The 26,274-nt window shown below is 63.1% G+C and carries 24 protein-coding genes; 11 read left to right on the top strand and 13 right to left on the bottom strand.

Translation table 11 applies throughout. The annotated features are described in order from the left end of the window. Positions 1-13 precede the first annotated feature (13 nt). From RTP54_RS21435 to RTP54_RS21425, 3 genes are all read left to right on the top strand, one after another. A complete protein-coding gene (locus RTP54_RS21435; RefSeq protein WP_112812105.1) occupies positions 14-313 on the top strand; it encodes a hypothetical protein in 300 nt (99 codons plus the stop codon). 19 nt (positions 314-332) lie between these two features. After that, positions 333-1,436, top strand: coding sequence for a DNA alkylation repair protein (locus RTP54_RS21430; protein ID WP_312365730.1), 1,104 nt, complete (start codon positions 333-335; stop codon positions 1,434-1,436). 297 nt (positions 1,437-1,733) lie between these two features. Further along, entirely contained in the window at positions 1,734-3,287 is a 1,554-nt protein-coding gene (locus RTP54_RS21425; RefSeq protein ID WP_112815401.1) for a DEAD/DEAH box helicase, read from the top strand. Positions 3,288-3,389: 102 nt separating this feature from the next. Here RTP54_RS21425 and RTP54_RS21420 read toward each other — a convergent pair whose 3' ends face one another. The 3 genes from RTP54_RS21420 to RTP54_RS21410 form a co-directional block, all read right to left on the bottom strand. Further along, a complete protein-coding gene (locus RTP54_RS21420) occupies positions 3,390-4,271 on the bottom strand; it encodes a DMT family transporter (RefSeq protein WP_112812103.1) in 882 nt (293 codons plus the stop codon). A gap of 85 nt (positions 4,272-4,356) precedes the next feature. After that, complete coding sequence (locus RTP54_RS21415; RefSeq protein ID WP_112812102.1) at positions 4,357-4,812, bottom strand: GyrI-like domain-containing protein; 456 nt, start codon at positions 4,810-4,812, stop codon at positions 4,357-4,359. A 100-nt stretch (positions 4,813-4,912) separates the two neighbouring features. Then, positions 4,913-5,782, bottom strand: a complete 870-nt coding sequence (locus RTP54_RS21410) for a LysR substrate-binding domain-containing protein (RefSeq protein ID WP_312365729.1) — start codon at positions 5,780-5,782, stop codon at positions 4,913-4,915. A 74-nt stretch (positions 5,783-5,856) separates the two neighbouring features. Between RTP54_RS21410 and RTP54_RS21405 the strand changes: the two genes are divergently transcribed. The 4 genes from RTP54_RS21405 to RTP54_RS21390 all read left to right on the top strand — a co-directional run bounded on the left by RTP54_RS21405 (position 5,857) and on the right by RTP54_RS21390 (position 10,368). Further along, complete coding sequence (locus tag RTP54_RS21405; protein WP_312365728.1) at positions 5,857-6,951, top strand: putative sulfate exporter family transporter; 1,095 nt, start codon at positions 5,857-5,859, stop codon at positions 6,949-6,951. A gap of 235 nt (positions 6,952-7,186) precedes the next feature. Continuing rightward, the gene (locus tag RTP54_RS21400; protein WP_081788908.1) at positions 7,187-8,581 is read left to right on the top strand and encodes a circularly permuted type 2 ATP-grasp protein; all 1,395 of its coding nucleotides are present in this window, start codon (positions 7,187-7,189) and stop codon (positions 8,579-8,581) included. 4 nt (positions 8,582-8,585) lie between these two features. After that, complete coding sequence (locus tag RTP54_RS21395; protein WP_112832825.1) at positions 8,586-9,524, top strand: alpha-E domain-containing protein; 939 nt, start codon at positions 8,586-8,588, stop codon at positions 9,522-9,524. A 16-nt stretch (positions 9,525-9,540) separates the two neighbouring features. Next, positions 9,541-10,368 carry a transglutaminase family protein gene (locus RTP54_RS21390; RefSeq protein ID WP_312365727.1) on the top strand — a complete coding sequence of 276 codons (828 nt, stop codon included), beginning with the start codon at positions 9,541-9,543 and terminating at the stop codon, positions 10,366-10,368. 90 nt (positions 10,369-10,458) lie between these two features. On the opposite strand, the gene RTP54_RS21385 is transcribed toward RTP54_RS21390, so the two are convergent. Beyond that, entirely contained in the window at positions 10,459-10,830 is a 372-nt protein-coding gene (locus RTP54_RS21385; RefSeq protein WP_112832827.1) for a nuclear transport factor 2 family protein, read from the bottom strand. 323 nt (positions 10,831-11,153) lie between these two features. On the opposite strand from RTP54_RS21385, the gene RTP54_RS21380 reads away from it, so the two are divergent. Beyond that, positions 11,154-11,486: a helix-turn-helix domain-containing protein gene (locus tag RTP54_RS21380; protein ID WP_312365726.1), complete on the top strand. Its 333-nt coding sequence runs from the start codon at positions 11,154-11,156 to the stop codon at positions 11,484-11,486. Positions 11,487-11,614: 128 nt separating this feature from the next. On the opposite strand, the gene RTP54_RS21375 is transcribed toward RTP54_RS21380, so the two are convergent. From RTP54_RS21375 to chvE, 8 genes are all read right to left on the bottom strand, one after another. After that, a complete protein-coding gene (locus RTP54_RS21375; protein WP_312365725.1) occupies positions 11,615-12,307 on the bottom strand; it encodes a hypothetical protein in 693 nt (230 codons plus the stop codon). 227 nt (positions 12,308-12,534) lie between these two features. Then, positions 12,535-14,121 (bottom strand): GMC family oxidoreductase, encoded by a 1,587-nt coding sequence (locus tag RTP54_RS21370; RefSeq protein ID WP_312365724.1) that lies wholly within the window; start codon positions 14,119-14,121, stop codon positions 12,535-12,537. A 360-nt stretch (positions 14,122-14,481) separates the two neighbouring features. Next, a complete protein-coding gene (araD, locus tag RTP54_RS21365; RefSeq protein WP_312365723.1) occupies positions 14,482-16,221 on the bottom strand; it encodes an L-arabinonate dehydratase in 1,740 nt (579 codons plus the stop codon). Between the two features lie 54 nt (positions 16,222-16,275). Next, positions 16,276-17,709: an aldehyde dehydrogenase family protein gene (locus RTP54_RS21360; protein WP_312365722.1), complete on the bottom strand. Its 1,434-nt coding sequence runs from the start codon at positions 17,707-17,709 to the stop codon at positions 16,276-16,278. Between the two features lie 75 nt (positions 17,710-17,784). Next, complete coding sequence (gene araD1, locus RTP54_RS21355) at positions 17,785-18,780, bottom strand: AraD1 family protein (RefSeq protein WP_312365721.1); 996 nt, start codon at positions 18,778-18,780, stop codon at positions 17,785-17,787. Positions 18,781-18,952: 172 nt separating this feature from the next. Further along, on the bottom strand, positions 18,953-20,161 hold the full coding sequence (gene mmsB, locus RTP54_RS21350; protein ID WP_112810678.1) for a multiple monosaccharide ABC transporter permease: 1,209 nt from the start codon (positions 20,159-20,161) through the stop codon (positions 18,953-18,955). Further along, positions 20,161-21,696 (bottom strand): multiple monosaccharide ABC transporter ATP-binding protein, encoded by a 1,536-nt coding sequence (mmsA, locus tag RTP54_RS21345; protein ID WP_112810677.1) that lies wholly within the window; start codon positions 21,694-21,696, stop codon positions 20,161-20,163. The genes mmsB and mmsA overlap by 1 nt, the downstream gene beginning before the upstream one ends. A 97-nt stretch (positions 21,697-21,793) precedes the next feature. Then, positions 21,794-22,861 carry a multiple monosaccharide ABC transporter substrate-binding protein gene (gene chvE, locus RTP54_RS21340; RefSeq protein WP_112810676.1) on the bottom strand — a complete coding sequence of 356 codons (1,068 nt, stop codon included), beginning with the start codon at positions 22,859-22,861 and terminating at the stop codon, positions 21,794-21,796. Positions 22,862-23,139: 278 nt separating this feature from the next. On the opposite strand from chvE, the gene RTP54_RS21335 reads away from it, so the two are divergent. Together RTP54_RS21335 and RTP54_RS21330 are read left to right on the top strand one after the other, a co-directional pair. Next, positions 23,140-24,123 (top strand): LysR family transcriptional regulator, encoded by a 984-nt coding sequence (locus tag RTP54_RS21335; RefSeq protein ID WP_112810704.1) that lies wholly within the window; start codon positions 23,140-23,142, stop codon positions 24,121-24,123. A 63-nt stretch (positions 24,124-24,186) separates the two neighbouring features. Next, positions 24,187-24,621 carry a hypothetical protein gene (locus tag RTP54_RS21330; protein WP_312365720.1) on the top strand — a complete coding sequence of 145 codons (435 nt, stop codon included), beginning with the start codon at positions 24,187-24,189 and terminating at the stop codon, positions 24,619-24,621. Between the two features lie 7 nt (positions 24,622-24,628). Here RTP54_RS21330 and RTP54_RS21325 read toward each other — a convergent pair whose 3' ends face one another. Further along, on the bottom strand, positions 24,629-24,883 hold the full coding sequence (locus RTP54_RS21325) for a hypothetical protein (RefSeq protein WP_312365719.1): 255 nt from the start codon (positions 24,881-24,883) through the stop codon (positions 24,629-24,631). 349 nt (positions 24,884-25,232) lie between these two features. Between RTP54_RS21325 and iolG the strand changes: the two genes are divergently transcribed. After that, complete coding sequence (iolG, locus tag RTP54_RS21320) at positions 25,233-26,225, top strand: inositol 2-dehydrogenase (protein ID WP_312365718.1); 993 nt, start codon at positions 25,233-25,235, stop codon at positions 26,223-26,225. The last annotated feature ends 49 nt before the right edge of the window (positions 26,226-26,274 follow it).

Below are 26,274 nucleotides of genomic sequence, written 5' to 3'. Positions count from 1 at the left end.
ACAGGAGCATGACATGACCACCGAAAGCATCCTCGAACTCGCCGTCTGCATCGTCGCGGACCGGCCGGCGGCCCTGGCCGCGCGGCATCGGGCGATGCGGGCCGTTTCGAACTATCCAGGCTTCATTTCCTGGCGCGCCGTCGGCTCGTGCGAAACGCCCGGCATGCTCGCCGATCTTGTCGAATGGGAAACGCTCGATGCTGCCAAATCGGCGGGCGAACGTGTGCGCCGAGATCCGGATTTCGCCCCTTACATGGCGTCCATCAGCGCGGTAATGCTGATGCAGCATTTTGCGGTCGAACAACAGATCTGAGCAGAAAGACGATCCGGCGATGGCGGAACCACTGAAAAACCTGCTGCACCCGGGCGTTGTCACAGCGATTGCCGATCGCCTGGACGCCGCCTGCCCGGCCTTCGAGCACGCAAGGTTCGAGGCGCTCGCCGGCGACGGGCTCGAGGCGCTGGAATTGATGCAACGATCGCTGCAGATCCGCGACGCCTTGATCGCAACCCTGCCGCAGTCCTTTCCGCAAGCGGCCGCCGCCCTCGCAGACTGCCTGCCTTCCGATGGCCTGCCCGGCCTCAGCGGCTGGGCCCTGCTGCCCGTCACGCAATATGTCGCAGCCCGCGGGATCGATGATTTCGAGCTGTCCCTGTCATTGCTGCGCGCACTGACACCGCACTTCACCTCCGAGTTCGGCATCCGCGTCTTTATCGACCGCGATCAGGATCGGGCGCTTGCCATCATCGGCTCATGGGTGACCGACGCCAATCACCATGTCCGCCGTCTGGCGAGCGAGGGCACCCGCCCCCGCTTGCCCTGGGCGATGCGGCTGCCGAAGCTCATTCGCGATCCCCAGCCGATCTTGCCGATCCTCAAGGCGCTGATCGACGACCCGGAAGATTATGTCCGCCGCTCGGTCGCCAACAGCCTCAACGACATCGCCAAGGATCATCCCGATCTGGTCGCAGATTTCGTGGCCGGGCACATGGCGGGGGCCTCGCCCGAACGGCGGCAATTGCTGCGCCATGCCTCGCGAACGCTCTTGAAACAGGGCCATGGAGCGGCGCTTTCCAACTTCGGCTTTGCCGCACCGGCCGGCATCGAAGCCGCCTTCTCGCTCGACCGGTCGGAGATCGCGCTCGGCGAAAGCCTCGTCTTCAAGCTGGCGGTCAGGCACACTGAAAAGACCGCCCAGAAGATCATGATCGACTACGCCGTGCACCATCGCAAGGCCAACGGTACGACCTCGCCCAAGGTGTTCAAATGGACGTCCGCGACGCTGGAACCGGGCGCGACGATCGAGGTCGAGAAGCGCCACGCCATCCGCCCGATCACAACCCGTCGTTATTATCCCGGCGCCCATCGCGTCGTCATCCTCGTCAACGGCCAGGAGGCAGCCGACGCCGATTTTCATCTGTCGGTTGACGAATAACCTCCCCTCATTTCGCACCTGCGAAAAGATGGACCTTGACTTTTTCGTCCAAAACAACGACATGGTGCCCAGCGTCACCTTCAGGCCGCCGCGTGAGCGCGCCCTCGGCAACACAGAAAGCCGTGAAGAAGGAAAAGCGCACCCATACGCCGTAAGCGGCGACAGCACAGGCGCTTGACGACTTTTTCTTAACCCACAAGTTCCCAATTCACGCGGGGTTCTTGACGCCGAACGACACCGGAACAGCAGACTGCGGTTCCGGCGAATGTGTTTGGCGCCCCCAAAAGGTATATGCATTTGTCCACCTTTAAAGATCTTGGTCTTTCCGAACACATTCTGGAGACCCTGTCTGCCAACGGCTTCGAAAAGCCGACCCCGATCCAGGCACAGGCCATCCCGCTCGTATTGAAGGGCCACGACCTGATCGGCCTCGCCCAGACCGGAACCGGCAAGACGGCCGCCTTCGGCCTTCCGATGATCGAAAAGCTGGTTGCCGACGGCAAGCGTGCCGACCCGCGCAACATCCGCGCCTTGGTGCTGGCCCCGACCCGCGAACTGGTCAACCAGATCGCCGCCAACCTCAAGCTGTTCGTCAAGAAGTCCCCGCTGAAGATCGGCGTTGTCGTCGGCGGCGTCTCGATCAACAAGCAGACCGAACAGCTCGCCCGCGGCGTGGATATCCTCGTCGCAACGCCGGGCCGCCTGCTCGACCTCATCAACCGCAAGGCCGTGACCCTTACCCAGGGTCGTTACCTCGTGCTCGACGAAGCCGACCAGATGCTCGACCTCGGCTTCATCCATGACCTGCGCAAGATCTCCAAGCTCGTGCCGAAGAACCGCCAGACGCTGCTGTTTTCGGCGACCATGCCGAAGCTGATCGCCGAACTCGCCGGCGAGTACCTGACCGACCCGGTCAAGGTGCAGGTCACGCCTCCGGGCAAGGCCGCCGACAAGGTCGAACAGTATGTTCACTTCGTTCCCGGCAAGGACCTGAAGACGGTCATCCTGAAAAAGACCCTGACCGAGAACCCGGACGGCCTGTCGCTGATCTTCAGCCGCACCAAGCATGGCGCCGAGAAGCTGATGAAGCATCTCGACCACGTCGGCTTCAAGGCCGCCTCGATCCACGGCAACAAGAGCCAGGGCCAGCGCGAGCGCGCCTTGAAGGCGTTCCGTGACGGCGAGATCCGCGTGCTTGTCGCCACCGACGTCGCTGCCCGCGGCATCGACATCCCCGGCGTCACCCACGTCTACAACTACGACCTGCCGGAAGTTCCGGACGCCTATGTTCACCGCATCGGCCGTACCGCCCGCGCCGGTCGCGACGGCATCGCCATTGCGTTCTGCGCGCCGGACGAAATCCGCCTGCTTCGCGACATCGAGAAGCTGATGGGCATCAACATCGCCGTCGCCAGCGGCGAAGCGCCGGCCGACCAGGCCCGTCCGTCCAAGGGACGCGGCGGTCGCGGCAACGGCAATGGCAACGGCCAGAACCGCGGCAACAACGGCGGCGGCCAGCGTCAGGAAGGTCGTCCGCGTCGCGAACGACCGGCCCGCCAGTCGGCACTCGGCCCGAGCAGCTTTGCCGGTGACGACCTGCTGCGCGACGACCGTCCGCAGAAGGCCGAACACCGTGGCCAGCGCCCGGCCGGCCAGGGCCATGCCGACGGCCGTTCGGAAGGCAACCGCAACCACGAGCCCAAGAAGCACCACGGCCGTCCCGGCCAGAAGCCGGGTGAATGGCGCAACAAGGGCCCGCGTCCTGAAGGCCAGGGCGGCGAGCGCCGCGAAGGCGGCCAGGGCGGCATGCGCCGTGGCGCCGGCGGCGGCAACCGCGGCCAGCAGGGCTGATCTGCACGCGCCTTTCGGGCAAGCCGCGCGAGGCGGCTTCGTCCGGGAATGCCTGAAGATATAGAATTGAGAACGGTGGGTCGCTTCGGCCCACCGTTTTTTTTATGCGCGTTGCTTGCGGTTGGTGAGGTAAACGCCGGCAACAGCAATGACCGTGCCGATGATCATCGGCAATGTCAGCGCCTCGCCGAAGAACAGCCAGGCCTGCACGGCGGCGAGCGGCGGCACGAGATAGATGAGCGAGGCCGCGCGCGACACCTGGCCGCGCCGGATGAGATAGAGCAGCAGCGCGATCGCGCCCATGGAAAGCCCGAGCACCGACCAGGCGAGTGCGGCAACGATCTGCAGGTTCCAGGTCACGTGCAGGTCTTCCAGCATCAGCGCCAGCGGGATCGTGACGATCAGCGCGCCGAGATACTGAAGCGCCGCGATCGTGCGGATGTCGCCGCTTTGCAGATGCCGCTTCTGGTAGAGCGTGCCGTAGGTGACGGCGGCCATGCCGAGCACGTTGATGACAACGGGCAGCAGGTGGATCGGCGTCGCGCCGGTGTCGAGGACCAGCACCTTTGGCAGCACGGCAAGGGCGATGCCGAAGAAGCCGAGAACAAGCCCGAGTTTCTGCTGCATGCTGAGTTGCTCGTCGATGACGACGGCGGCGGCAACGGCTGTCATCAGCGGCTGCAGCCCGGCGATGATGCCCGAGATCGCCGCCGGCACACCCTGCCCGATCGCCCACCAGACAGCGCCGAGGTAAAGCCCGTGCAGGAACATTCCCGAGATCACCGCATGAGCCGTGGCTTTCCAGGATGTCGGCCATTTCGCCCGCGTCACCAGACAGAAGCCGATGAACAGCAGGATCGCCAGCGTGTAGCGCAGCACCAGAAACGTCAGCGGATCGGCATAGACGGCCGCATATTTGGCGACGACCCAGCCGGTCGACCACAGCAGTACGAAGATAGCAGGTGCCAGGCGGGCGAGCGTCATTGATCGATCCGAGCGCACGAAGGAAGGTCAGCCGCGATAGACGCGGGCGCGTTGATGGTCAAAGCAATTTTTCTGATGATGACGATCAGCGAATTGGAACCATCAACCGCAGCGACGACAGAGACAGCGAAACGAAACCCGGCTCGTACTCCTCGCGGTAATCGAACCTTGCGGTATCGGCCGAGAGCCCTTCCGCCGCGATCCATTCGAACATGTGCCGATAATGCGCAAAGACATCGCCGTCGTCAGGATGGTGCATGGCACTGGCGAAACGCATCGATGGCAGGTCGACATGGCCGGGGTGCCGGGTCGCTTCCGCGATCTCCGCGACGAAGCCGACGAGATAGCGGAAACCGTCGGACCGATCGTTCCAGGACAGGCCGACGAGGGTCGGATGGTCGTTCGGATGCAGTCGCAGGTGATGCTCCTGCATCTCGGCAATCAGCCGGCGCACCGCGCCATCGGCCGCCTCGACGAAGGTTCCCTCCCAGAAGGCGCCGGCAATCCGCTGCGCCGGTCTTTCGACGATTTCGAACGCCATTGGCTCCTCCCGCGAAAGCTGGCTCGGGCGCCGTTTCAGGCGTCCGCACCATAGATAATCCAGCGGCATGGGATGGCAATCGCCTTTGCAGATGAGGCTGTCAGAGCAGATCGACGAAGGCCCGCGCCGCGCGGCTGAACTGGCGATCGCGATGCGTCAACAGCTCGAAGCTGCGCTCGGCCAACTCGAACGGCAATTCCACCAGCCGGCCGCTGTCAACGAAGGGCTGGGCCGCGAGCCTGGAAACGGCTGTGACGAAAGGGCCGCTCTCGACGGCCGTCAACACCGCCTCGTTCGACGGAAGTTCGAGTTCGACCTTCAGCTGGCCGGTATCGGCACCCTGCGCCCGCATCGACTGCAGGAACATGGCGCGCGTGCCCGATCCTTGCTCGCGCAGCACCCAGCGTGCGGCAAGCAGTGCTTCGAGATCGATAGGCCTGCCGGCAAGGGCGTGACGGGGCGGCGCGTAGATGGCGATCCGGTCGACCGCCACGCTGCGATGGTCGAGCTTTTCCGCGTCGACCCTGCCCTCGACGAAACCGAGCTGCGCCGTTCCCTCTTCTACCGCCTCGGCGACGACGGCGGTGTTGCGCACGGTCAGCGTCACGTCGATATGCGGATAGTCATGGGTGAAACGGGCGAGACGGACCGGCAGCCAGTAGCTCGCCACCGTCTGGCTGGCCGCGATCGCCAGCGTCCCCCGGCGCAGATGCGAGAGGTCGTTGAGGCAGGCGGTCGCCACCGCCGCCCGTGCCAGCACGGCCTTCGCCTCCGGCAGAAAGGCCTTTCCCGCCTCCGTCAGTGCCAGCCCGCGGCCGATGCGATCGAACAACCTGACGTCGTGCTGCGTTTCCAGCGCGGCGATCGCGGCACTGGCGGCGGACTGCGTGACGTTCATGGCTTCGGCCGCCCGCGTCATATGCAGGCGCTCCGCGACAGCCACAAAGATGCGAAGTTGATCGAGTGTCATGGAAAATCAATCGCAAAAATCGATCGGATTGACAAGAACAATCCGTTAGACTGATTTATCGATCGGACTAGATTGTGTTCATGTCCAGATCGCATTCCCCATTCCCCGCTCATCCGACCACCCTCGCTGCCCGCATGACGCGCATTGCGCCAGGGCTGATCCTCTGTTGTATCGTGGCATTCGCCGCCTTCGTGCTCGAACGGGTCGAGGCGCGCTGGACCGGCCGCCCCTGGCTGGAAGCGCTCGTGATTGCCATCCTTCTCGGCGCGCTGGTGCGCACCGTCTGGACGCCCGGCGACCGCTGGATGGCTGGCATCCGCTTCTCCTCCAAGCTGCTTCTCGAAGCGGCGATCGTCCTGATCGGCGCCAGCCTCAGCTTCAAGGCGATCGTGGCGAGCGGCCCGGTTTTGCTCGCCGCAATCGTCGGCATCGTCTTTCTTTCTATCGTCTCCGGGTATCTCATCGCCCGGCTGCTCGGCCTGCCGAAGCGCATGGCGACGCTGATCGCCTGTGGCAATGCCATCTGCGGCAATTCGGCGATCGCCGCCGTCGCCCCGGCCATCGGTGCCGAAGGCGATGAGGTCGCCGCCGCTATCTCCTTTACAGCGATCCTCGGTATCGCCGTCGTCCTGACGCTGCCCCTGATTGGCGGCTGGCTCGGCATGTCGCCCTATGGCTTCGGGGTGTTGGCCGGCATGACCGTCTATGCGGTGCCGCAGGTGCTGGCGGCGGCCTCGCCGTTCAGCGCGCTTTCCGTGCAGGTCGGCACGCTGGTCAAGCTCGTCCGCGTGCTGATGCTGGGCCCGGTCGTCCTTTGCTTCTCGATCATCAACCGCGAGGGCGAAGCGCATCCGCTGGCGCCGAGCCCGGCTGCCGGCAAGCGTCCCGCCCGGCTCGCGACATTCGCGCACTTTGTTCCCTGGTTCATTCTCGGGTTCCTGGCCGTTGCGGTTGCCCGCAACAGTGGCATGATCCCGGATGCTGCGGCAGCCGGCGCCGCACACGCCGCCACATGGCTCACCGTCGTCGCCATGGCAGCCCTCGGCCTTGAGGTCGACATCCGCAAGCTTGCCGATGCCGGTCCGCGCGCCAGCGCTGCCGCCATGCTGTCGCTCCTGGTCTTGGCTGGCCTGGCGGCCGCGGCCATCGCGCTCTTCAGCCTCGGGTGAATTTCGAGACGCGCACAAATTTCAAGCATTTGCTTGTTTTCCAGGACGCCCGATGCGCGGCAGCTGATCCGATGGGCGAAGGCCGCTCCATTTTTACGCATCACCCTGGCCGCAACAGCCGCAATAACGCGTCAAAACTTTCTTGTCCCGCGACTGTGCACGCTTCTTGCATTGCATCCAGCGTTGTACTCAAATGGTCGAAAATAAGGGGACCACGCCTTTGGCATTTGACGAAATGATGAATGCGGACAGCAGTCCGCGCCAGCCATATTCGACCTATCATGAATGGTATGCCAGCCAGGACAGAAATCGGCTCATAGCGAAATCCAAGGACGCCGAGAACATCTTCCGGAAAACCGGCATCACGTTCGCGGTCTACGGACACGCAGACAGTTCCGAAAAGCTCATCCCCTTCGATCTCATCCCCCGCATCATCTCAGGCCGCGAATGGCGCAAGCTCGCTCAAGGGATCGAACAGCGGGTCATCGCGCTCAACGCCTTCCTCGACGACATCTACCACAAGCAGGAAATCATCCGCGCCGGCCGCGTGCCGCGCGAACTGATCGAGAAGAACGTGGCCTTCCTGCCGCAGATGATCGGCTTTCGCCCGCCGGGCGGCGTCTACACCCATATCGTCGGCACCGACATCGTGCGCACCGGCGAGGACCAGTTCTACGTGCTGGAGGACAATGCCCGCACGCCATCCGGTGTCAGCTACATGCTGGAAAACCGCGAAACGATGATGCAGATGTTCCCCGAACTCTTCCATCAGAACCGCGTGCGACCGGTCGAGAACTACCCGAACCTTTTGCGCCAGAGCCTGGCGTCGCTGGCGCCTCCCGGCTGCAGCGGCAAGCCGCGCGTCGCAGTGCTCACCCCCGGCATCTACAACTCCGCCTATTACGAACATGCGTTCCTTGCCGACATGATGGGCGTCGAACTGGTGGAAGGGTCGGACCTGCGCGTCATAGACGGCAAGGTGAAGATGCGCACCACCCGCGGCTACGAGGCAATCGACGTGCTTTACCGCCGCGTCGATGACGACTTCCTCGATCCCCTGACCTTCAGGCCGGAGTCCGCGCTTGGCGTTCCCGGCATCATGGATGTCTACCGTGCCGGCAACATCACCATTGCCAATGCGCCCGGCACCGGCATTTCCGACGACAAGGCGATCTATTCCTATATGCCGGAGATCGTCGAGTTCTACACCGGCCGCAAGCCGCTCCTGGAAAACGTGCCGACCTGGCGCTGTTCCGAGCCGCAGAGCCTGAAATACGTGCTCGAACACCTGGAAGAGCTGGTGGTCAAGGAAGTGCACGGCTCCGGCGGCTACGGCATGCTGGTCGGCCCGACCGCCAGCAAGAAGGAGCGCGCGCTCTTTGCCGAAAAGCTCAAGGCACGCCCGACCAACTACATTGCCCAGCCGACCCTGTCCTTGTCGACCGTGCCCATCCTCGTCAACAAGGGCATTGCGCCACGACATGTGGATCTTCGTCCCTACGTCCTTGTCTCCGACAAGGTGCAGATCATCCCCGGCGGCCTGACGCGCGTCGCCCTCAAGGCCGGTTCGCTTGTCGTGAACTCCAGCCAGGGCGGCGGGACCAAGGACACCTGGGTGCTGGAGGACTGAGACCATGTTGGGAAGAACTGCAAACGGTCTCTACTGGATGTTCCGCTATATCGAACGCGCCGAAAACAGCGCCCGGTTGATCGATGCCGGCCTGCGCATGGCGCTGACCCGCAGCGAGGCGACGGAGGGCGATTGGGACGGCGTATTGCAAAGTGCCGGCGTGCGCGAACTCTATGACGAGGTGCACGAGACGCTGACAAGCATCGACGCCATCGACTTTTTGTTGCGCGACCGCGCTAACCCGTCGAGCGTGATGTCCTGCATCGAGGCGGGTCGCCACAATGCCCGCATGGTGCGCACGGCGCTGACGCGCGAAACCTGGGAAGCGACCAACGAATGCTACCTCGAGATGAAGGCGATCCTCTCGAGAAAGGCGCGCCCGACCGACATGCCGGAGATCATCGACACGATCAAGCGGCGTGCCGGCCTCATCCGCGGCGCCTTCCACGGCACGATGCTCAGGAACGAGATCTTCAACTTCTCGCGCATCGGCACCTTCATCGAACGGGCCGACAACACCGCGCGCATCCTCGACGTCAAATATTACGTGCTGCTGCCGGCGGTCGCCGCCGTCGGCTCGTCGATGGACAATGTGCAATGGGAATCGATCCTGCGCTCGGTCTCGGCGCATCGCGCCTATGGCTGGGTCTATGATGCCGAACTGAAGCCGTCGAACATCGCCGACTTCCTGATCTCCAACGGTCGCATGCCGCGATCGCTCGCCTATTGCTACGAGAAGATCGCCAGCAACCTCGGCTATCTCGAGCGCGAATACGGCGAACGCCATCAGGCGCACGAGACGGCGGACCGGACGCTTGCCGCATTGCGCAGCCGCTCCATCACCGACATCATGGATCAGGGCCTGCACGAATATCTCGAGGATTTCATCAGCCAGAACAACCGTCTGGGACAGGAAATTTCCGACGGTTATCGTTTCAACTGAGTTTCGGGAGGACAGCATGCACCTGAAAATCAGCCACACGACCGAATACCACTACGACGAGCCGGTACAGTACGCGCTGCAGCGGTTGCGCCTGACGCCGATCACCGGCGTCGGCCAGACCGTGCTCGGCTGGCAGACGCTGGTCGACGGGGCGGCGATCGAAGTGAGCTATGACGATCACTTCGGCAACCGCGTGCATCTCGTCAGCGTCGACGGCGATCGTGAGGCGATCCGCATCACCGCGTCAGGCGAGGTCCACACCGAGGACCGCGCCGGTGTCTTCGGACCGCACCAGTCCTATGTGCCGCTGTGGCTCTATGCCCGCGAAACGCCACTGACCAAGGCGGGCAAGCTGATCCGCGATCTCGCAAGATCGGCCGAAGGCGACACCGACCTTGCCCGCATGCATGCGCTGATGGCGATGATCCATGAGGCAGTCGAATACAAGGCCGGCGAAACCCATGCGGAAACGGCCGCCGAGGATGCGCTCGAGGCCGGCAAGGGTGTTTGCCAGGACCATGCCCATATCCTGATCTCGGCCGCTCGCTCGCTCGACATGCCGGCACGCTACATCTCGGGCTATCTGATGATGGAGGGGCAGACGGAGCAGACAGCCAGCCACGCCTGGGCCGAAGTGCATCTGCCCGGCCTCGGCTGGGTCGGCTTCGATGCGGCCAACAAGATCTGCCCGGACGATCGCTACGTGCGCATCGCTACCGGCCTTTGCTACCGCGACGCCGCTCCGATCTCGGGCCTGATCCACGGCGAGGCCAACGAGATGCTGAAGGTATCGGTGACGGTCGAGCAGCAGACGCAGAGCCAGAGCCAGACCCAAAGCCAGTAAAGGTCAGACAGGGCGCCTGCCTGCGCCCCATCTGCCTGCGCGCGACATCGTCAACGGTGTCGCTCGACGCGCCCTGATGCCGAAGCCGAGCTATGCCGCCGACGACCGCAGCGGCCCGAAAAAGCCGATGACGCGGGTAATTTGCACCTGATCCGGATCGAGGAAGATGACGTCCAACCCCTCCGGGAACGACGATCCGTCGGGCAGGACGAATGTCCAGGCAAAGCGCGCGACATCATGATGGACATCCACGTCGCTGGTGCGTGCAATGCGCACGCCGGGATACCTGGCCCTGACGCCTGCGATGTGCGTGAGCAGCTCTTCCCCGCCTTCGACATGAACCGTCGGGTCAGTGTAACTTGCCCCTTCGCTCCAGATCGGCAGCAGCAACGCCCGGCGCTGTTCAGGCTGCTCCTGCGACCAAGCGGCACAATACGTATCGATGAGATGCTCCAGGCGCATTTGGTTTCACTCCAGTATAATCAATGGCTTGACGGGGCCCTGCTCGGGCAGCAACACCCGAGCGCGTCCTCCTTCTTTTGTCGCAGGCAGCGAACCGTCAACAAGGCAGGCGGATCGATGGGGATGTGTCGTTTCAACCTCCATTCCCAACTCCCCCGCCGCCAGAACACGGATTGCAGACCACATTCGGGCACGCCATATAGGCTGGCAGGATACGCGGCATGCGTGCCGTTGAAAGAGCTACAATGTGAAGAGGGCGGCGCCAATACGCACGAACGCGTAAGTGGTTACCCGCCGGTAAGGTCGCCTGGATGGACAGCCCCATGGACAATGGTTTTTCGACCGCGATGAAACTGGTCGCTGGCAAGTGGAAGATAGCAATCCTCTGCGAACTCGGCACGGCGCCCCGCCGCTTTGGCCGGCTGCGACAGTTGATCCCCACGGTCAGCGAAAAGATGCTGACACAGCAATTGCGCGAGCTGGAGGCTGACGGGCTTGTGAACCGAACCGTCTATCCGGGGTCACCGACGAAGGTCGTCTATTCACTGACGGAAAGCGGATCGGCGCTCAACGCCGGAGCCGTGGGATTATGCCATTGGGCTGAGCAATTCCATCTCGCGCCCATTCCCACGCGCCCTTCGCCTGAAACGCCCTAAATCCCGTCCTGGGTCGCTGCCCAGGGGATAGCGCCAGCCGACCGCCGAGCCAGAGCCGGAAATTAGCTGGTCAAGCCTGCATCGGGGCGCACGCCCGTGCGCCCCGTTGTCGATGATAAGGGCCGGATCTAGCGAGAGGCGCTCGACTGCAACAGCCGGCAGAGTGAAACCAGTCCGCTGTCATAGCCCCCGCCGACCACGTCGCGGCAACGCTTCAGCGCTTTGCGCCGATCGCCGGCCGACATGTCGTTGAACGCGGCAAGCGATGCGGCCGGCGAAACGACGCCGGAGCCACCCGACGAGCCGCCGCCATTGCCGGGGTTGCCGTTGCCTGGATTGCCGTTGCCTGGGCTGCCGCCCGGTGTCCGGCCAAGGCCGAGACCGATGCCGAGGCCAAGGCCGTTTCCGCCGCCGGCATTGGCGTTGACGCCGGCCGTCAAGCCGTCGCGTCCACCGACATTGGCATCGACAGTGGCTCTCAGGCCATTGCTGCCGCCCAGCCCGACATTGGCGTCGGCATTGATGCCGTTTCGGCCGCCGGCGCTGGCCGTAACGTCGGCATTCACGCCGCGGCTACCGCCGATTGACGCAGTCGCATCGGCATCGATGCCACGCGACCCGCCGAGAGATGCATCGACGTCGGCGTTGATGCCATTCGAACCGCCGAGGGAAGCGCCGACATTGGCGTTGAGCCCGTTCGAACCGCCAATCGAGACCCCGACATTGAGACCGCCGCCGTCGGCGCTTTGACCAAGAGAGGGTGTGGCAAGTGCCACCGTCGCCAGAAGTCCCAGCGACATTGCGATGATATTCCTTCGCATGTTCGTCCTCCTTCACCAAATCAAGGTCGGAATGACCCTGACCCCTGGCAATACGCTTGAGGACGTTTTATGGTTTCGTGAAATACATCCAGGATGAATTACTTTGCACATCGTAGCTAATACATTGCCCTAGCCGCAAGGCTGGGCGTTTCCTTATGAAACGACTGGCGGGACGAACGGGCAACCCTCAGGAAAAGCGGTCCAGGCCGGGGCGGCCATGCGAGAGCCTACCCGCCGACAATATGCAGAAGATGATCGGCCAGCTTGTGCGCCAGCGCCACGACCGTGAAGGTCGGCGTATCGTTGCCGGCCGTCGGGAACACCGAGCTGCCGGCAACGAACAGATTGTCGGCGCCATGAACCTTGCATTCCGCGTCCACGACCCCCTGGCCGGGATCGGCGTGCATGCGCGTCGTTCCCATGTGATGCCAGGTCCACATCGGTCTTTCGAGGCCGGCCATTTCCTCGGGTTCCACGACTAGTTTTCCGAGACCCGACTTCGTCAGTTCGCTACCCAATATGGCGATCGTGCGCAGGACCGAATCGATCGTTCGGGCCGAAAGCTGCCAGCGCAGATTGACCATCGGCAGGCCGAAACGATCCTTCTTCGTCGACAACATCACCCGGCTTTCCGGTTCCGGCTCGGGCTCGACGATGTGGAGCAGGCGAAACGAGCGAAGAAGGCTCGAAGGGCGCATGAGATGCATGAGCCAGGTCCAGCTGACGAGGCCTTCCCTGCCAACCGCCCGCACCGCAGCGTTGACCTCAACGCCATGTAGTCGTTGCTCCCGATAAGCCAGCAGCCTCTCCTTCATCGCCCGCAGCTTGACCATGTCCTGGCCGATGAAGCAGGGCTCAAGCCATGCCCGGTAGTTGAGCAGCTCCTCGCGTCGCTGTTCTTCGGCCGGCAGTGTCAGCCCGTTGACGAGGTAGGGGCGTTGGCGCGTATAGCTCAACGCACTGCGAATGCGCTGGCCGCGGGCGATGCGGATACGATCGAGCCCGTTCAGCGTTTTCAGCACGGATCCATCGGCCGGCACCAGCGTGCCGATCGAAAATCGCGGATGGTCCATGAAAAAGCGTCCGGCGGTTCGCTCGTCGCTGCCCGGCCCGGCGCTCAAAAGCAGCAGACGCGCATTCTCGATCCCCCCCGCCGCAAGCACGAATGTCCGCGCCCTGACGTGAACGGTTTCGCCGGCCCGGTTCTGCACGACCGCCGATGCGACCGTGCGCCTGTGTTCGTCGAACGCGAGATAGAGCAGCGTGGAATAAAGGAGGATGCTGATATTCGAGGCGCTTTCGAGCGTATGGCACAACCGCTTGCCCGGACGATTGTGCCGGCAAAGTTCGAGGTGATCGACCGAGATGATGTCGGACCGCCCCGGAAACAGCGGCTGGCGCTGTGTGAGCGCGTTGACATCGGCAATGCCCAGGGTTTCCTGCGCGCGCCGATAATAGGGAAGCAGATGGGTCCGGTCGAAGGGCCAGCCACTGTGCCTGACCCAGGGGCGCGCTGCGAAGTCCTGGTCGTCGAGCGGCTTGCAGAGCCCTCCCCAACCCAGTGCCTGCGTGCTGCCGCCAAGGCCACGCAGCCGGCAGGTGTCGAGTTCGGCATAGGCAAGCCCGGTATTTTCGCCGACCGCAAGATCGCTTGCGATCGGGATTGCGTCGACGCCGCCGCTTTCGAGGATACAGACGGAAACACGTCCGCCGGCAAGGTCCGACGCGATCGTCAGGCCACTCGCACCGGCACCGACGATGCAAATGTCGAAGGTCTTTTCGGCGGGAATGTCGATCCGTTCACGCAGGATCATGCATCACCCCGCGCGGCTGCAAATGGACGATCGGCATCACGGCAGAGCAAGACACACCTCCCGCGCACAGACGAAGCTCAGATCAATTGCATTTGGATGTCACGCCGCCACGCCGATCTGCCCCCTGCAGACATGGAGAAAGCGCACGCTACGGCCCCTAAAGCATTCTCTGCTTCAATCAATACACCCGATCCGGGCAGCGCGAAACGCGTGAACGCAACAATTTTAAGAATACGCTAAATTAGCTACAAAAACCCCGCCAATGCCCGTTGTCAGCGGCATTGGCGGGGTTCTGGATATTGGGCCCCATGCATCATTCCGCCCTCGAGGAATTCAACCCGAAGGCGGGATGCCTGAAAGCTAGTGGCTGTCGCGTTCCACAACCGAGCCGCGCGCGCCGACGAGGAAGTCGAGGTCGGCGCCGGTATCCGCCTGCATGACCGTGTTGACGTAGAGGCCACCATAACCGCCCTTTTGCGGCTTTACCGGCGAAACCCATGCGGCGCGGCGGCGGGCTAGCTCCTCATCGGAAACCTCGAGCCGGATGGTGCGGGCGGGAACGTCGACGGCAATCATGTCGCCGTTTTCGACCAGCGCCAGCGGTCCGCCGGCGGCCGCTTCCGGCGCGGTGTGAAGGATGACGGTGCCATAGGCCGTGCCCGACATGCGCGCATCCGAAATGCGGATCATGTCGGTGATGCCCTTCTTCAGCACCTTCGGCGGCAGGCCCATGTTGCCGACCTCTGCCATCCCCGGATAGCCCTTCGGCCCGCAATATTTCAGCACCATCACGCAGGTCTCGTCGATATCGAGATCGTCACGGTTGATGCGGGCGTGGTAGTCCTCGATGCTTTCGAAGACGACGGCACGGCCGGTGTGCTGCATCAGGTGCGGCGATGCCGCCGACGGCTTCAGGACACAGCCCTTGGGCGCCAGATTGCCGCGCAGCACCGCGATGCCACCCGACTGGGTCAGGGCCTTTTCGCGTGGCACGATGACATCGTCATTGTAGTTGACGACGTCCTTGACGCCGTCCCAGATCGTCTCGCCGGTGACGGTGATGGCATCCTTGTGCAAGAGGCCCATTTCGCCCACCGCCTTGATGACAACAGGCAGGCCGCCCGCATAATAAAACTCCTCCATCAGGTGCTTGCCCGATGGCTGCAGGTTGACGATCGTCGGCACGTCGCGGCCGAACTTGTCCCAGTCGTCGAGCGTCAGATCGACGCCGATGCGGCCGGCGAGCGCCAGGAGATGCAGAACGGCATTGGTCGAACCGCCGACCGCGCCATTGACGCGGATCGCGTTCTCGAACGCCTCCCGCGTCAGGATGTCGGAGGGCTTCAGGTCTTCCTTGACCATGTCGACGATGCGACGGCCAGACAGTTGCGAGATCACCCGGCGGCGGGCGTCGACGGCCGGAATCGCGGCATTGCCGGGCAGCGTCATGCCGAGCGCTTCAGCCATGGAGGCCATGGTCGAGGCCGTGCCCATGGTCATGCAGCTGCCGGCAGAGCGGGCCATGCCCTGCTCCGCATCCATGAATTCTGCGAGAGACATTTCGCCGGACTTCACCATTTCGGAAAACTGCCAGATGGCGGTGCCGGAGCCGACGTCCTTGCCGCGCCACTTGCCGTTCAGCATCGGGCCGCCGGATACGAGGATGACCGGGATGTCGACGCTGGCAGCCCCCATCAGCAGGCTCGGCGTGGTCTTGTCGCAGCCACCGAGCAGCACGACGCCATCGACCGGATTGCCGCGGATCGCCTCTTCGACATCCATGGCCGCCAGGTTGCGGAACATCATAGCCGTTGGCCTCAGCGTGCTTTCGCCGACAGAAAACACCGGGAATTCGACCGGAAAGCCGCCAGCCTCATAAACGCCGCGCTTCACCCGCTCGGCGAGATCGCGCAGGTGCGCGTTGCACGGCGTCAGCTCCGACCAGGTGTTGCAGATGCCGATGATCGGCCGCCCGTCGAAGGTGTCGGCCGGCAGGCCCTGGTTCTTCATCCAGGAGCGATGCATGATGGCATTCTTGCCCGTGCCGCCGAACCATTCCTGCGACCGCAGCTTGCGCGGCCACTCAGCTTTCTTTTTCATGTTGTCCTTCCTTAAGCGGCCCGCGCCGGAACGCGGGCCCTGGACGGCGCCCCCTTAGGCCAGGGTGTAAGCCGTCTTGACGGTTGTGTAGAATTCGGCGGCGTAGCGGCCCTGCTCGCGCGAGCCGTGCGAGGAGCCCTTGCGGCCGCCGAAAGGCACGTGGAAATCGACGCCGGCGGTCGGCAGGTTGACCATCACCATGCCGGCCTCGGCGTTGCGCTTGAAATGCGTCGCATGTTTCAGGCTGGTGGTGGCGATGCCCGACGACAGTCCGAACGGCGTGTCGTTGGCCACGCTGAGCGCCTCGTCATAGTCCTTCACCCGGATCACCGCGGCGACCGGCCCGAAGATCTCTTCTTGGCTGATGCGCATGCCGTTGCTCGCCTCGGTAAACAGTGCCGGCTGAAGGTAGAAGCCGGGTGTGTCGCGCTGCACGCGTTCGCCGCCGAAGGCGAGTTTTGCGCCTTCCTGTCTGCCGATGGCGATATAGTCGGTGTCCTGGTCGAGCTGGCTCTGGTCGACCACCGGGCCAATATGAGTACCGGCCTTCAGCGCGTCGTCGATGACAAGCCCCTTCATGCGCTCGCCCATCGCGGCAACGAAGCGGTCGTGAATGCCTTCGGTCACGATGATGCGCGACGACGCGGTGCAGCGCTGGCCGGTGGAGAAGAAGGCGGAGTTGACGGCCGCTTCGACGGCGACGGTCAGATCGGCATCGTCGAGCACCACGAACGGGTTCTTGCCGCCCATTTCCAGCTGGTACTTGCGATTGTGCTCGACCGAGGCGAGCGCCACGCGCTTGCCGGTTCCGGTCGAACCGGTGAAGGTGATCGCCTGAATATCGGGGCTGTCGAGCATCGCCTGGCCGACGACCGAACCCTTGCCCATCACCAGGTTCAACACGCCCTTCGGCAACCCGGCGCGATGGAGAATGTCGACGATCGCCCAGGATGAGCCCGGCACCAGTTCGGCCGGCTTGAAGACGACGGTGTTGCCGTAGCACAGCGCCGGCGCGATCTTCCAGGCGGGGATGGCGATCGGGAAATTCCACGGCGTGATGATGCCGACGACACCGACCGGCTCGCGGGTGATCTCGACGCCAATACCAGGGCGCACCGAGGGGATGACCTCGCCGGCCAGCCTGAGCGCCTCGCCGGCGAAGAAATCGAAGATCTGGCCGGCGCGCACGGTCTCGCCGATGCCTTCGGCCAATGTCTTGCCTTCCTCGCGCGACAGAAGCCGCCCGAGCTCGTCCTTGCGCGCCAGGATCTCGTCGGCGGTCTTCCTGAGGATCGCATGGCGCTCGAGAATGCCCGAGCGCGAGCAGGCAGGAAAGGCGGCCTTGGCGGCAGCGATCGCAGCCTTCGCATCGTCCACAGAGGCGCGGGCATACTCCCCGATCACGTCGTTGGTGTCGGACGGATTGATGTTGGCAACGCCATCACCGCCGACCCATTCGCCGGCAATCAGGTTCTGGTGCAATGTCATGGCCGCGGCCTCCTTCATCTTCTCGTCGCGGGACGGCCGCAGTTGAACGGCCTTCCCCGGGGCATCTCGGTTCCGTTAGAGCTGATGGATCGCGACCGGTTCGTCCGCCGCGATCGCCAGCGGGTTGCGCAGCGGCAGGCCGAACCCGGCAGCCTCGATCTCGAAAACGTCGCCCTCCTCGGTGCGGATGCCGTCGCCGAAGGACAGCGTCGCCGTGCCGAACATGTGCACGTGGACGTCGCCCGGCTGGCGGAACAGGCCGTACTTGAAGTGGTGGTGTTCGAGGTTGGCAAAGCTGTGCGACATGTTGGCCTCGCCCGACAGGAACGGCTTCTCCCACAAGACCTTGCCGCCACGCAGGATTCGCGAGGTGCCCCGCACGTCCTCCGGCGCAGCGCCGACACGGATCTCCGGTCCGAAGCTCGCCTGGCGCAGTTTCGAATGGGCGAGCCAGAGATAGTTGACCCGCTCTGTCTTGTGGTCGGAAAACTCGTTGGCGACGGCAAAGCCGATGCGGAACGGCACGCCCTTGTCGGAGATCACGTAGATGCCGGCCATCTCCGGCTCCTCGCCGCCATCCTCAGCGAAGGCAGGCGAGACCAGCGCCGAACCGGGCGCGACGGCAGACGTACCGTTACCCTTGTAGAACCATTCGGGCTGGGCGCCGATTTCGCCTTGTTTCGGCTTGCCGCCCTCGAGCCCCATGCGGAACATCTTCATCGAGTCGGTCAGCGTCTCCTCGGCCGTCTCGTTCGCCTTCTTGTGCATGGCGTCGCGGGTGGCGGCAGAGCCCAGATGCGTAAGCCCCGTGCCGGTCAGATGCAGATGGGCCGGATCGGCATGGGTGATCGGCGGCAGCAGGCGGCCGTCGTTATATGCCTGCTCGAGATCGATCGGAGCGCCAAGCCCCCTGGCCTCGATCGTCTCCTTGAGGCTGCGCCCGGCATTGGCCGCTTCCATCGCAAGCGTGTAGACGCTCGCCGCGCCGTTGACGGCACGAGCGGTTTCGCCCGCAGCACGCACGGCCACCGTTATCGATCCGTCTTCGTTTCTGACCTGAGAAATCAGCACGATCCTGTCCTTCCTTGCATCCAATGGGCCTGTTGCTTTGCCCGATCCCAGGCAAACCGCCGCCCCTCGGGTGGCTCACGCCACCCAATCCTGACAGTCCGGGCTGTCACTCCCGGCAGCCGGAGCTGCCCTTTCAATGGTACTGGTTCGATCCGGGCCGTTCGGTCGTTCGTCAGCCCTTGTTCTTGTTGTAGACGTCGAAGAATACGGCCGCGAGCAGCACCAGCCCCTTGATCAGCTGCTGGTAGTCAATGCCGATGCCCATGATCGACATGCCGTTGTTCATCACGCCCATGATGAAGGCGCCGATGACCGCGCCGGTGATCTTGCCGACACCACCCGAGGCCGAGGCGCCGCCAATGAAGCAGGCGGCGATGACGTCGAGCTCGAAGCCGACACCGGCCTTCGGCGTCGCCGAGTTCAAGCGCGCGGTGATGATCATACCGGCAAGTGCCGCCAGAACACCCATGTTGATGAAGGTGTAGAAGGTCAGCCGCTCGGTGTTGATACCCGACAGCTTCGCCGCCTTGACGTTGCCGCCCATGGCATAGATGCGACGGCCGACCGTCGAGCGCGTGGTCACGAACGTATAGAGCGCGATCAGCACGCCCATGGCGATCAGCACGTTGGGCAGACCGCGATAGGTCGAAAGCTGGTAGCCTATGAACAGCGCGACGACGGCGATCACCGCCATCTGGATGGCGAAGAAGACGAAGGGCTCGTTTTCGCTACCGTGCTGCTCGTTGACACGGCGATTGCGCACACCGGCATAGACGGCGTAGGCGACGAGAGCCAGTACCGCCACCAGAGCCACCATGTTCTGGATCAGGTCAGGCTTGGGATTGAGGAAGTAGAGAAAATCCGGGACGAAGCCAGTCGAAAGCAGCTGGAATTCCTTGGGGAACGGTCCGATCGGACGGCCGCCGAGCACCACATAGGTCAATCCGCGGAAGACGAGCATGCCGGCGAGCGTGACGATGAAGGACGGAATCTTCTGGTAGGCGACCCAGTAGCCCTGTGCCGCCCCCATGATACCGCCGACCACAAGACAGGCGGGAATGACGATGATCGCCGGCAGGCCCCACTTGACCAGCATGATCGCCGATATCGCACCGATGAAGGCGACGATCGATCCGACCGAAAGGTCGATATGCCCGGCGACGATGATCAAGAGCATGCCCAGCGCCATGATGACGATGAACGAGTTCTGCAGCACCAGATTGGTGATGTTGACCGGACGGAACAGCACGCCATTGGTGACGAACTGGAAGAACAGCATGATGACCACCAGCGCGACCAGCAGGCCGTATTCGCGGATGTTGTTCTTCAGATAGTCCCCGATCGAGGGTTTGTTGGGTTGGGTGCTCGTATCGGCGACCATTAGTGTTTCTCCCCTGAACGCATGATGGCACGCATGATGGACTCCTGGCTCGCTTCCGCCTTCGAAAGCTCGGCGACGATGCGGCCCTCATTCATGACGTAGATGCGGTCGCAGGTTCCAAGCAGCTCCGGCATCTCCGATGAAATCATCAGGATGCCTTTGCCCTCGGCTGCAAGCTGGTTGATGATGGTGTAGATCTCATACTTGGCGCCGATATCGATACCGCGTGTCGGCTCGTCGAGAATGAGGACTTCCGGATTGGTGAACAGCCACTTCGACAGCACCACCTTCTGCTGGTTGCCGCCGGAAAGGTTGACCGTTTCCTGATAGATCGAGTGCGAACGGATGCGCAGCTTCGAACGATAATCGGAGGCGACCTTGACCTCCTTGCGATCGTCGATGACGCCGTTTTTGGCCACCGCCTTCAGGTTGGAAAGCGTGGTGTTCTCCTTGATGTTGTTGATCAGCACGAGACCCAGTTGCTTGCGGTCCTCGGTGACATAGGCAAGGCCGGCGTCGATGGCGCGCGGGATGGTGCTGACATCGACCGGCTTGCCGCGCATCAGCACGTCGCCGGTAATCTTGTGGCCCCAGGACTTGCCGAAGATGCTCATCGCCGTCTCGGTGCGCCCTGCCCCCATCAGCCCGGCAATGCCGACGACTTCGCCGGCGCGCACCGTGAAATTGACGTTGTGGAGGAACTGCCGGTCGCGGTGATGCTGGTGGAAGACGTTCCAGTTCTTCACTTCCAGCAGCGTCTCGCCGATCTTGGGCTCGCGCGGCGGATAACGGTCTTCCATGGCGCGGCCGACCATTCCCTTGATGATCCTGTCCTCGCCGACATCCTCGGTCTGACAGTCGAGCGTCTCGACGGTGCCGCCATCGCGCAGGATGGTGATCTGGTCAGCGACCTTGCGGATCTCGTTCAGCTTGTGGGAAATGATGATCGACGTCATGCCCTGGGTGCGAAACTCCATCAGGAGCTTCAGAAGCGCGTCGGAATCGTTCTCGTTGAGCGACGCTGTCGGCTCGTCGAGGATCAGAAGGCGCACCTTCTTCGACAGCGCCTTGGCGATCTCGACCAGCTGCTGCTTGCCGACGCCGATGTCGGTGATCAGCGTCGCCGGCGGCTCGCTGAGGCCAACCTTCTTCAGGAGTTCCTGGGTGCGGGCAAAGGTCTGCGGCCAGTGGATCACGCCATTGGTGGCAATCTCGTTGCCGAGAAAGATGTTTTCGGCGATCGACAGCAGCGGCACCAGCGCCAGCTCCTGGTGGATGATGATGATACCAAGATGTTCGCTGTCGGAGATGGTCGAGAAGCGGCGTGGCTCGCCGTCGTAATAGATCTCGCCGTCATAGGTGCCGGCGGGATAGACGCCGCTCAGGACCTTCATCAGCGTCGACTTGCCGGCGCCGTTTTCGCCGACCAGCGCGTGGATCTCGCCTTCGCGAACCTTGAAGCTGACATTGTCCAGCGCCTTGACGCCCGGAAACGTCTTGGTGATGCCACGCATTTCGAGAATGATATTGTCCATGATCAGTCATTCCAGCGGCAGGCGGCAAGAGAATACAGGCTCCCTCACCCGGATAAAAGGGCCCGCGACGGATCGCGGACCCCGATGCTTGGCCTGATCAGTTGTTGATCTGGTCTTCGGTGTAGTAACCGGACGAGACGAGCACATCCTTGATGTTGGACTTGTCGACGGCAACCGGCTTCAGGAGGTAGGACGGAACGACCTTGACGCCGTTGTCGTAGGTCTTGGTGTCGTTCACTTCCGGCTCCTTGCCTTCCATGATCGCGTTGACCATGCCGACGGTGACCTTGGCGAGTTCGCGCGTGTCCTTGAAGATCGACGAGTACTGTTCGCCGGCAAGGATCGACTTGACCGACGGCAGCTCGGCGTCCTGGCCGGTGACGGCAGGCATAGCCATGTCGCCCGAGCCGTAGCCGACGCCCTTCAGCGCCGAGATGATGCCGATCGAAAGGCCATCATAGGGCGACAGAACGCCATCGACCTTGGCGTCGGTGTAGTTCGACGACAAGAGGTTCTCCATGCGGGCCTGGGCAACGGCACCGTCCCAGCGCAGCGTACCGACCTGATCCATGCCCTTCTGGCCGGACTTGACGACGATCTTATTGCTGTCGATCAGCGGCTGCAGAACCGACATCGCGCCATCGTAGAAGAAGAAGGCGTTGTTATCGTCAGGCGAACCGCCGAACAGCTCGATGTTCTTCGGCTCGGTCGCGCCGTCGAGCTTCAGGCCCTGAACCAGCGAGGTTGCCTGCTGCACGCCGACCTGGAAGTTGTCGAAGGTGGCGTAGTAGTCGACATTGCCCGAATCGCGGATCAGGCGGTCATAGGCAATGACCTTGACGCCGGCGTCGTGGGCCTTCTGAAGGATGTCCGACAGCGTCGTGCCGTCGATGGCGCCGATGACCAGAACCTTGGCGCCCTTGGTCACCATGTTTTCGATCTGGGCGAGCTGGTTCGGGATGTCATCGTCGGCAAACTGCAGGTCCGGCGTGTAACCGGCTTCCTTGAACAGCTTCTCCATGGTCTCGCCATCGGAGATCCAGCGGGTCGATGTCTTCGTCGGCATCGAGATGCCGACCGTGCCCTTGTCCTGCGCGAAGACAGGCGCCGCAAACGAAGCGACGGAGATCGCAGCCGCTGCGAGAAGCGAGGTAATTAGTTTCATCAGGTCTCTCCCAAATGTGTTGAAGCCGGCAGGCCCGCAGCCTCCCCGTCCTATGCGCAGCGATCCACCGGCCCGGAGCTCTTGGTCTCCGGCGGTAGATCCAGGTGAAGGAAATCCTCCCCGCCCGCATGCTCCCACATGCACTGGCATATGAGCAAAAACTGGAATCAAAACCCATAACTGTCAAATACAATAACGCTTTGCTTGCATACCATTATTGATATAATACTCAAAAACAGTGTGATTTTTGAAACATTCTGAAAACGGGATTGGGAATGATGCTGAAGGACGCAAAGCCCGGCGCGACAGGGATTGCCGGCGAAGAGTTCGACAGCGGGCTGTTTCGTTCGGGGCTGAAGATCAATCACCTCCGGCTGATCCTGGCGATCGACGATCATCGTCGCATCAGCGCAGCCGCCGAGACGCTCGGCATCTCGCAGCCCGCCGCCTCACGCATGCTGGCCGAGATCGAGACGATCCTGAAGGCGCCGATCTGCGAGCGGGTGGCGCGCGGGGTCGAGCTGACGCGCTATGGCCAGGCGCTGGCGCGGCGTGCGCGCACGATCTTTCTGGAGCTGCGTGAAGCCTCGCGCGAGATCAGCGAGCTGAAGACCGGCAGCGGCGGCTCGGTGTCGATCGGCTCGGTGACCGGTCCGGCGATCAACCTCGCCGTGCCGGCGATCCGCCAGGTCATCACCGCCTATCCCGGCATCGAGATCAATATCCAGATCGAAAACAGCAACGTGCTGACGCGCGAACTGCTCGCCGCCCGCCACGACTTCGTCGTCGGACGCATCCCTGACGACCTCAACCCGAGGCTCTTCAACATGGTCGAGATCGGCTATGAGGAGGTCTGCCTGATCGTGCGCGACGGCCACCCCCTGCTCGAAAAGCCTGTGGTCGATGCCGAGGATCTGCCTGCCTATGACTGGGTGTTCCAGCCGCCGGGTACGCTGCTGCGCCGCGCCGTCGAGGACAGCTTCATCTCCGCCGGCGTCCGTCTGCCGGCGACCGTCATCAACACGTCCTCAATCATCCTGACGTTGTCCATCGTGCGCAACACCAATGCGATCGCGCCGGTGGCGCTCGACGTCGCCAACCTCATCGCCGGCAACGGCACGCCGGCAGGCGAGATCCGTATCCTCAAGACCGAGATCCCGATCCGCATCAAGCCCTACGGATTGATTACCGCCGAGGGCCGCGCCTTGCCGCCAAGCGCCAAGCTGCTCTACGACCTCATCCTGAAGCAGGGGCGAGCATGATGTGGATGATCAGCCCGGCATAATCTCCATCCGGCATTTTGCGCCGGGAAAAAGGGGGGCTGCATGTTCGCAATGTCGGTGTTTCAGTCGGTTCTCGAACGGCTGAAGACGGAGGAAGAAGAGACCGTTGTGACGGACGTCGCAACGACCCTGCACGTGCCTTCGTTCGCAAGCCCGTTCATCGCCCGTGCCAATGAGCGTGCGTCCGCTGCCCGCAGCACCGTCGAGCGCGCCTATTTCGATGCATCCTTCATCGAGCCACCGCCGGTAGAGCCGATGCCGGCGTTTCTCAATCGCATCAGCCTTGAGGAGGTTGCCGAGGAGCTGGACCTCGATGAACGGGAAACGCTGGCGACGCTTGCCGCCAAGCGGCGAAGCTTCGCCGCCACGAACCATCCCGACCGGCTGCCGCAGGACTACCGCGCCAATGCCACCGTGCGCATGAAGCTCGCCAACATGCTGATCGACGAGGCATCGCGCATCGTGCAGGCCGCCTGAGCGCCGCTCACGCGTCGTTGTCGGCCTTCGGGGGCTCGTCCTTTGATGCCGATCCGTCGACGGTCGCGGCCTTGTCGCTCGGCTTGTAGAACAGCAGGAGCGAGGAGCCGACATAGGCGGCGATCGCAAGCGCAATGATGCTGAAGAAGGGCTGGTCGTGATAGAACTCGAGCGCCGCCCAGCCGGCGCAGACCAGGAATATCAGGATCCGGCGCCACAGCGGTCGGTAAAAGGCGTGGTCCGGGTCGATGAGTTTGATCATCCTGTCCTCTGGCTGCTGGCGCTGGTAATCTCAAGAGCATGTCTTGTAGGGGCGATTCGCCTGCCGCCGCAAGCCCGCGACCATCTCACGCTCTTGACGGACAGCCAGAAAATAGAATAAAAATTCCGAAATTGATTTCATCGACCATTTCATTCCGAACGATGGTACTGAGCGCATCGGTGGGGGAAAGGTCGAGCAGGGAGAGGAAAGCGCGCGGCATCCGCCGGCGCAGCATGCCAACACACCCATCAACCGATTCGCGGAATTGCCGTCCGCGGCGCCTTTGCGCGATGAGCGCCGATCATCACGCCCCTTCCCGGTCGCGTACCGGAATTCGAGAGAAACTGAGATGACAGTGAGATTTGGTCTTCTGGGCGCCGGACGCATCGGCAAGGTTCACGCAAAGGCCGTCAGCGCCAACCCCGACGCCGTGCTCGTCGCCGTGGCCGACGCCTTCCCGGCGGCCGCCGACGCCATCGCCAAGGCCTATGGCTGCGAAGTTCGCACCATCGAGGCGATCGAGAAATCGGCCGACATCGACGCCGTCGTCATCTGCACCCCGACCGATACCCATGCCGACCTGATCGAGCGTTTCGCCCGTGCCGGCAAGGCAATCTTCTGCGAAAAGCCGATCGATCTCGATGTCGACCGCGTCCGGGCCTGCATGAAGGTGGTGGCCGAGACCAAGGGCAAGCTGATGGTCGGCTTCAACCGCCGCTTCGACCCGCATTTCATGGCCGTCAAGAAGGCGATCGACGCCGGCAAGATCGGCGATGTCGAGATGGTGACGATCACCTCCCGAGACCCGGGCGCGCCGCCGGTCGACTACATCAAACGTTCGGGCGGCATCTTCCGCGACATGACCATCCATGACTTCGACATGGCGCGCTTCCTGCTCGGCGAAGAGCCGGTCTCGGTCACCGCGACCGCAGCCGTGCTCGTCGACAAGGCGATCGGCGAAGCCGGCGACTACGACAGCGTCTCGGTCATCCTGCAGACCGCATCGGGCAGGCAGGCGATCATCTCCAACTCGCGCCGCGCCACCTACGGCTACGACCAGCGCATCGAGGTGCACGGCTCCAAGGGCGTCGTCTCGGCCGAAAACCAGCGTCCGGTCTCGATCGAGATCGCCAATGGTGACGGTTACACCCGCCCGCCGCTGCACGATTTCTTCATGACCCGTTACACCGAAGCCTATGCCAACGAGATCGAGAGCTTCATCTCCGCGATCGAAAAGGGCACGGAAATCAGCCCGTCGGGCAAGGATGGCCTCGCGGCGCTGGCACTCGCCGACGCCGCCGTGAAGTCGGTTGTGGAAAAGCGCCAGATCAGCGTCGGCTGACCTTCAGCCGAACACATCGGGAAACCAGCGACCGGGTGCCCTGCGCCCG

Origin of the sequence: Ensifer sp., assembly GCF_031989085.1 — a bacterium.
Taxonomy (GTDB): Bacteria; Pseudomonadota; Alphaproteobacteria; order Rhizobiales; family Rhizobiaceae; genus Ensifer.
The sequence above is the reverse complement of the archived record's forward strand: the minus strand, read 5'-3'. Positions and strand labels throughout refer to the sequence as shown.

Coding starts and splice junctions, on each gene's coding strand:
- RTP54_RS21400 (WP_081788908.1), top strand. CDS start 7,187: ATGATGAATGCGGACAGCAGTCCGCGCCAGCCATATTCGACCTATCAT.
- RTP54_RS21325 (WP_312365719.1), bottom strand. CDS start 24,883: ATGATCAAACTCATCGACCCGGACCACGCCTTTTACCGACCGCTGTGG.
- mmsA (WP_112810677.1), bottom strand. CDS start 21,696: ATGGACAATATCATTCTCGAAATGCGTGGCATCACCAAGACGTTTCCG.
- RTP54_RS21380 (WP_312365726.1), top strand. CDS start 11,154: ATGGACAATGGTTTTTCGACCGCGATGAAACTGGTCGCTGGCAAGTGG.
- RTP54_RS21375 (WP_312365725.1), bottom strand. CDS start 12,307: ATGCGAAGGAATATCATCGCAATGTCGCTGGGACTTCTGGCGACGGTG.
- RTP54_RS21435 (WP_112812105.1), top strand. CDS start 14: ATGACCACCGAAAGCATCCTCGAACTCGCCGTCTGCATCGTCGCGGAC.
- RTP54_RS21420 (WP_112812103.1), bottom strand. CDS start 4,271: ATGACGCTCGCCCGCCTGGCACCTGCTATCTTCGTACTGCTGTGGTCG.
- RTP54_RS21360 (WP_312365722.1), bottom strand. CDS start 17,709: ATGACATTGCACCAGAACCTGATTGCCGGCGAATGGGTCGGCGGTGAT.
- RTP54_RS21385 (WP_112832827.1), bottom strand. CDS start 10,830: ATGCGCCTGGAGCATCTCATCGATACGTATTGTGCCGCTTGGTCGCAG.
- RTP54_RS21430 (WP_312365730.1), top strand. CDS start 333: ATGGCGGAACCACTGAAAAACCTGCTGCACCCGGGCGTTGTCACAGCG.
- RTP54_RS21330 (WP_312365720.1), top strand. CDS start 24,187: ATGTTCGCAATGTCGGTGTTTCAGTCGGTTCTCGAACGGCTGAAGACG.
- RTP54_RS21390 (WP_312365727.1), top strand. CDS start 9,541: ATGCACCTGAAAATCAGCCACACGACCGAATACCACTACGACGAGCCG.
- mmsB (WP_112810678.1), bottom strand. CDS start 20,161: ATGGTCGCCGATACGAGCACCCAACCCAACAAACCCTCGATCGGGGAC.
- chvE (WP_112810676.1), bottom strand. CDS start 22,861: ATGAAACTAATTACCTCGCTTCTCGCAGCGGCTGCGATCTCCGTCGCT.
- RTP54_RS21335 (WP_112810704.1), top strand. CDS start 23,140: ATGCTGAAGGACGCAAAGCCCGGCGCGACAGGGATTGCCGGCGAAGAG.
- RTP54_RS21395 (WP_112832825.1), top strand. CDS start 8,586: ATGTTGGGAAGAACTGCAAACGGTCTCTACTGGATGTTCCGCTATATC.
- iolG (WP_312365718.1), top strand. CDS start 25,233: ATGACAGTGAGATTTGGTCTTCTGGGCGCCGGACGCATCGGCAAGGTT.
- RTP54_RS21410 (WP_312365729.1), bottom strand. CDS start 5,782: ATGACACTCGATCAACTTCGCATCTTTGTGGCTGTCGCGGAGCGCCTG.
- RTP54_RS21370 (WP_312365724.1), bottom strand. CDS start 14,121: ATGATCCTGCGTGAACGGATCGACATTCCCGCCGAAAAGACCTTCGAC.
- RTP54_RS21415 (WP_112812102.1), bottom strand. CDS start 4,812: ATGGCGTTCGAAATCGTCGAAAGACCGGCGCAGCGGATTGCCGGCGCC.
- araD (WP_312365723.1), bottom strand. CDS start 16,221: ATGAAAAAGAAAGCTGAGTGGCCGCGCAAGCTGCGGTCGCAGGAATGG.